Origin of the sequence: Leisingera sp. MMG026 (assembly GCF_021654205.1) — a bacterium.
Lineage (GTDB): Bacteria > Pseudomonadota > Alphaproteobacteria > Rhodobacterales > Rhodobacteraceae > Leisingera.
Genome location: NZ_JAKFZM010000089.1, coordinates 1 through 6642, shown reverse-complemented (window position 1 = coordinate 6642; position 6642 = coordinate 1). Strand labels below are relative to the sequence as shown.

Sequence of the window (6642 nt, the reverse complement as noted above, 5' to 3'; positions counted from 1 at the left end):
ATTGCCGCCGACATCGAGAAGGTACACGGCAAGGAACGATTGCTGGTTGATATCGCCACAGCTGCGATGATGACCCCGAATGGCAAGGTCTCGGATGTGATCTTTCCTGTTGCGGGTGCTGCGAAACTGAAGGCCTTCATAGACGAACATCGTGCCAAAGGCACATTGGATGTCCGGATTCAAACCGTAATGCGAGGATCGTACGCCAGCCACTATCGCCGGATGCTGCCCTCTCTACTGTCGGTTCTGAAGTTCCGTTCAAACAATGAGGCCTGGCGACCGGTCCTGAATGCCCTGTCTCTGATCCTCCGCCTGAATGAAGAAGGGCGGCGCTATGCTCCGGCATCGCTGGCCCCTGACGGTTCAATCCCACGCAAGTGGCGGGAAACCGTGATTGATGAGCGGGGGCGTCTGAATGTCATTTCTTTTGAACTCTGTGTTCTGGCCCAGTTGAGGGATCGCATCCGGACCAAGGAAATTTGGGTTGAAGGTGCAGATCGTTATCGCAATCCAGACGAGGACCTGCCCAGAGATTTCCCCGGGAAACGGGGCGCCTATTATACTGGATTGAAGCTCACCCAGGACGCGCAGGAATTTTCCCGGTCTGTGCGAGACCAGCTGGGGCATGAATTGTTCCAGCTGAATGCGACATTGCGCGCCGACGACAAGGTTCGGTTGCGATGGTCCGGTGAAAACCGGATCTGCATGACGCCCTTTGTTCCCGCTCCGGAGCCCAAAGGGCTTCTCAGCCTCAAATCGGAAAATGGCAAATGGTGGCCAATGACGGGATTACTGGATACGTTGAAGGAAACCGCGCTGGACACCGGTTTTCTTGATGCTTTTGAAACCTCGGCCAGCCGTGAAGCTCTGCCGCGTCACCTTCGAGATCAGCGGCTTCTTCTTTGTCTATATGGCCTGGGCACAAATGCTGGCCTGAAGCGCGTCGCCGCTGGCGTGCCGGAGATCAGTTATGACGAACTCAAGCACATTCGCCGCCGTTACATCGATCCTGCCTCTCTTCGAACCGCGGCTGCCCGCGTAGCAGATTCTACTCTGGCTGTTCGGAACCCAGAAACATGGGGCGATGCGGGAACAGCCTGTGCGGCGGATTCCACCAAATTCGGAGCTTGGGACCGGAACCTGATGACCGAATGGCATGCCCGCTATGGTGGGCGCGGTGTCATGATCTACTGGCATGTCGAACGCCAGGCGACCTGTGTTTATTCTCAATTGAAGCGCTGCTCTTCATCCGAGGTGGCAGCAATGATTGAGGGTGTTCTGCGGCACTGCACCGACATGGAAATCCAGCGCCAGTATGTGGACAATCATGGCCAGAGCGCGATTGGTTTTGCTTTCCGCCATCTGCTCGGATTTGATCTGGCTCCCCGCCTAAAAGCCATCGCGCGACAGAAACTGGCATTGCCAAATTCCGGGATGAGAGGGCAGTTGCCTAACCTTCTGCCGATCCTGTCCGGAACCATCGACTGGGCTGAAATCGAACAGCAGTACGATGAAATGGTCAAATACGCTGCGGGCATGCAACATGGCACAGCAGAGCCGGAAGCGATCCTGCGCCGGTTTGCCCGCGCCGATGTGATGCATCCAACCTACAAGGCGCTCGCTGAACTGGGCCGCGCTATCAAGACAATCTTTCTGTGCCGCTATCTACGCTCAGAAGCCTTCCGCAGGGAAATCCATGAAGGACTGAATGTGGTCGAGAACTGGAACAGCGCTACTGGTTTCGTATTCTTCGGTAAAGGCGGTGAGATTTCAAGCAACCGGATTTCCGATCAGGAAATCTCCGCTCACGCCCTTCATCTGCTTCAGGCATCATTGGTTTATGTAAACACGCGTATGGTTCAATCGGTATTGGCCGAGCCCACTTGGACGGATCATCTGTCCGAGCGCGACTATCGCGGCCTTTCCCCGCTGATCTATTCCCACATCAATCCCTATGGCCGGTTCGATGTCGATCTGAATAAGAGGATCGATTTTGAAGCCATGGCTGCGTGATCACCGCGTCACAAAAGGGTACACCCGCAGGAGACAAAGTGATGTGACACGCCCTGTGACCTTCGTCGCTATCTGACGTGGTTTCTTCAGCTTTCGATGGCGCTTAGTCGCGTTGGAAAACCCTTGGCGCCGGAGAACACCCAGACATTATCCGTCCCGACTGAAGCGTTCTACAACCCACTGTCAGTGCCTCAAAACGTCTGGGTTATTATCCCACCAAGAACACAGGCGTGCGGTCGTCAGAATGGCTCCAACGACGCGTTCGCGCTCCGGTTCGAACGGACCCTTGCAGTTGATAGTCGGGGTCGGAAGTTGCAGGGCAAGCGTTCCTACTCGACCCACCTGCCGTAACATGATCCCGGTGTTTTCGAGACCTCCGGTGCGTTGGATTTCGGTAACATGCCATCCCCACTTGGGGATCATCAGCTTCACGTTTGCCTCTACGAACTGAAGGAATACCTTCGGCTTTGGTAATCCGACGTGCAAGGTAAGGCTCTTCGGAACGTCAAGGTGAACCGTGTGCGACCCCTTGTTCCGGTCGCGCTTCTTCTCTGTAATCTGAGGCGCGATCTCGGCACGTAGCGCCCCGAAGCTCTGAAAGAAGGCGGTCTGTACATCGCTTGGGTTTTCAGGTGGTACTTCGGCTTGATCTATCGCAGCCGCCAGTAAATCGTAATCCGACCCGGAGAATGCAGACAGGAGGCTCTCGTAGGACAGCGTCTTGTCAAACATCGAAGCCTTCACCGATTTTCGCAGGTACGACCTCGGTGCCAACAAGACCGTTGTTCCACAATAACCGGTACCTGACCTTATATAACGCTCCGGCTGAGCAACCCCGTTCACATGCGACCAGTACGCGCTGATCTTGTTTTCGATCAGCAGACGATTTCCAGAAAGAACTACGTCAAGGTCGATTGTACCGGAATCACCAAAGTGGCCTTGTTGGGTGCCGACCTGTTTCGCTGTGCCGGAACCGGTCAGATCCAAACATTCACGCACTCTATCGCAAAGTTCCGGAGAGGTTTGGAACGCTTTGGCAAAAAGGTCATCAATCTCCCGTTCTTTTATGCGTGGTTGCAGGCCTTGGCCGTCCATCTTCCCCGATCCTTGATATACTGGTTGGGATAAGTGCTTGCCATGGCCAAATTGGGGCAGTTCTGAAAAATTATCCTTCGATTTCAGCGGCTATGTTTTAGTCGAATTCACGTTGATCTTTTCGGTTCGTTTGAGAACCCTGTAAACGGTTGGTCGCGACACGTCGAACAGCTCAGCCAGATCACTGATCGAATAATCGCCTGTATCATACATGCGGCGCAACTCGGTTTGGCGACGATCCGACAGTTTTGGCTTCTTACCCTTCAGCTTGCCCTTGGCGCGCGCAATGGCCATGCCTTCACGGGTGCGCATACGGATCAAATCGGCCTCGAACTCGGCGAAGGTAGCCAGGATGTTGAAAAACATCTTCCCTATCGGATCGGCCGGATCGTAGACACTGCCACCCAGAGCCAGTTTAACACCCCGGCTCTCCAGCTCATCGGCGATTGCGCGCGCATCCGGGACAGAACGGGCAAGTCGGTCAAGTTTCGACACGACGAATGTATCACCGTCCCGAACAGCTGCCAGTGCTTGCGCCAGTCCGGGCCTCTCGCGTTTGGTGCCGGTCAGGCCATGGTCCGTGTAGATGCGCTCCTCTGAGACACCGAGGTCAAGCAGTGCCGCGCGTTGCGCTGCGAGGTCCTGTTTGTCGGTAGAACATCGTGCGTATCCGATGCGGGTTTCTGTCATAGTCCTGTCCTTGAGCCGGAAGTGGCCGAGTTTTGGTTCGGACGGCATGAACTGTAATACATGACACCCCTTCAGTGATAATATCAACGGACCAATCAAATGAGAATCGTTTTCCTTAAGGAATGTTAGGACCGGATGGCGTTGATAACGCTGTCCGCACAGCGATCCTCTTACGGACACCAGCCAGGAGGCAATTATGGACGATGCAATGCGGCGCTTTGCTGTTCTTAACCACATCTGGAAGACGGCGTGTCTTTGGCTGCTGCGGCACGGGCCGCAGGTGTTCCGATCCGGACAGCGCAACGGTGGCTGGCACGCTACCGGAAACTTGGGATGGAAGGTCTGGCGCGTCAGGCACGATCAGATGCGAAGTCGCACAAATTCCCGAAAGAGCTGGTGCAATTGATTGAGGGGTTGGCTTTACGCAAACCGCGACTGTCTTGCGCAGCGATCCACCGACGTGTTGCGGCAATTGCAGACGCTCAGATGTGGCGAGCACCTTCCTACAGCACCGTCCACGCCATCATCCGTGATCTTGATCCGGGGATGGTAACGCTCGCACATGAGGGGGCTGCTGCCTACCGAGATCGGTTCGAGTTGATCCATCGGCATCGCGCTCTGGCACCAAACGCGCTCTGGCAGGCAGATCACACGATGCTCGACATTCTAGTCCTTGATGCGAACGGGACGACCGCCCGCCCATGGCTTACCGTGATCATGGACGATTATTCACGTGCTATCGCGGGCTATCTGGTTTTCCTGGGCGCACCTTCAGCGCTGCACACCTCTCTCGCGCTACGGCAGGCCATTTGGCGCAAACAGAATTCTGAATGGCCCGTCTGCGGCATTCCGGATGTCCTTTACGTGGACCATGGCAGCGATTTTACATCCGAACATCTTGAACAAGCAGCAGCCGCATTGCGGATGCAGATTGCCTTTTCGACCGTGGCACGACCTCAGGGGCGTGGAAAAATTGAACGGTTTTTTGGAACCATCAACACGGAAGTGCTTCCCGAACTGCGTGGGCATCTGGCGAACGGCAAGCCTTCGACGTCACCAAAGCTGTCACTTGGCGATCTGGACACGGCCATCGGCGACTGGTTCATTGCCACCTACAACACCCGTGTTCATAGCGAAACGGGTCAGGCCCCGGTGGCGTCATGGCGCGGTGACGGCTGGCTGCCGCAGATGCCGGACAGCCTCGATGACCTCGACTTGTTGCTGGTCATGGTAGCCAAACCGCGTGTCGTTCGGCGCGATGGGGTCCACTTTCAGGGCTTGCGGTTCATGAGCCCAATCCTGGCACCATATGTCAGTGAGACCGTAACCATTCGCTACGATCCCCGCGACCTCACCGAGATCCGGGTGTTTCACCAAAACCGCTTTCTCTGTCGCGCAATCAGCCCGGACCACGAAACTGAAAGCGTATCCCTCAAAGACATACAAACCGCACGATCCGCTCACCGGGCGCCCTGCGCCACCAAATCAAGGACCGGGTTGGGGCCATTTCTGAGTATCTGCCCGAACGGGCCAGGCGCAGGTCGCCTGCCACAAAGAGAGTTATCAAACAACCCAATCGGCTGCGCATTTATGAAGAGGGTGACTGACTATGACCGGGCATCGCATGGGCAACTTCATTGCCACCAAAGAGCACCGGCGCTTCGTCGAGTTTGTGACGGCCGTGCGAAAACACTGATATATCGGTATTTGTTTTGGTCCGGCAGGCGTGGGAAAAACAGTCTCGACCCAACGACATGCAAAGTGGGACAAGGCTGGCCCCTGTTGGACATCTGGGGACCGCGTGATCCATCGGACATGATCGCCTATAAAGCCCTCGCACAGTCGCGCGCTGCGTTCTACACGCCGATGGTCAGTGAGCCAGCGCGCCAAACCCGCGATAATCTGAGCAGACTGATGACCCGCATTGAAGGATGTATCGAACTGGCGCAACATCCGGAACGTGGGCTGCCTGATGGCAAGGGGCCTGATCTGATACAGCTACTGGTCATTGATGAAGCTGAAAGATTATCAGCCCAAGCGTTGGAGCATGTCCGGGACTTATTCGACCGCACAGGCATCGGTGTTATTCTGATCGGTATGCCGGGGTTGGAAAAACGCCTCGAATGCTATCCCCAATTTTATAGCCGCATCGGTTTTGCTCACCATTACCGTCCGCTCCAAGGTGATGAACTGACCTTCGTCCTCACACGGCATTGGCGGAAACTGGGCATGACGCTCGACGACGCAGACTTCACCGACCATCAGGCCGTCGCATCCATCGCCCGAATAACCGGTGGAAATTTCCGTCTTCTGCACAGGCTGTTCGTTCAGATTGAGCGTATCCTTAAAATCAACGAGTTGTCCCTCGTCACAGACGAAGTGGTCGAAGCTGCGCGGTCGACACTCGTCATTGGTGCTACATAACGCAATTTAAACTACGCCATTTAACGCTGAAGGTCACAACGCCCAAACGTCACAAATGAGTGACCAATGGACAATTGTTACAGTAACAGGGTCCAAGCCACCCTAATGTGACAGAATACTATGCCAAAGATCGGATATGCTCGCGTCAGTTCATCAAGTCAGGACCTCGATATCCAGAAAGCCAAGCTGAAGGCAGCCGGCTGTGAGGTCATCCGCTCGGAAACGGTATCCGGTGCGTCCCGCGATGATCGTTCCGAGCTGGCGACGGTGATGGAGTTTCTTCGTGAAGGTGATGAGTTGGTTGTCCACCGCCTGGATCGCTTCGGCCGTTCCACCCGTGATGTTTTGAACCTGGTACACGAGCTGGACGCCAAGGGCGCTTCTCTTCGTGTACTGGAACCTGAAGTCACCACTGCCGGT

At 55.4% G+C, this 6642-nt stretch carries 5 protein-coding genes; 3 read left to right on the top strand and 2 right to left on the bottom strand.

The window, feature by feature from the left end:
- A partial coding sequence (locus tag L1069_RS23235; protein ID WP_237457225.1) for a Tn3 family transposase occupies window positions 1-2013 on the top strand: 2013 nt, incomplete at its 5' end.
- A gap of 183 nt (window positions 2014-2196) precedes the next feature.
- On the opposite strand, the gene L1069_RS23230 is transcribed toward L1069_RS23235, so the two are convergent.
- Window positions 2197-3108 carry a hypothetical protein gene (locus tag L1069_RS23230; RefSeq protein ID WP_237457224.1) on the bottom strand — a complete coding sequence of 304 codons (912 nt, stop codon included), beginning with the start codon at window positions 3106-3108 and terminating at the stop codon, window positions 2197-2199.
- A gap of 90 nt (window positions 3109-3198) precedes the next feature.
- Complete coding sequence (locus L1069_RS23225) at window positions 3199-3798, bottom strand: recombinase family protein (protein WP_129373499.1); 600 nt, start codon at window positions 3796-3798, stop codon at window positions 3199-3201.
- A 333-nt stretch (window positions 3799-4131) separates the two neighbouring features.
- On the opposite strand from L1069_RS23225, the gene L1069_RS23220 reads away from it, so the two are divergent.
- Window positions 4132-6222 carry a Mu transposase C-terminal domain-containing protein gene (locus tag L1069_RS23220; protein ID WP_237457223.1) on the top strand — a complete coding sequence of 697 codons (2091 nt, stop codon included), beginning with the start codon at window positions 4132-4134 and terminating at the stop codon, window positions 6220-6222.
- Between the two features lie 120 nt (window positions 6223-6342).
- Window positions 6343-6642 (top strand): recombinase family protein (locus tag L1069_RS23215; RefSeq protein ID WP_237457222.1); only part of this gene is annotated, 300 nt, incomplete at its 3' end.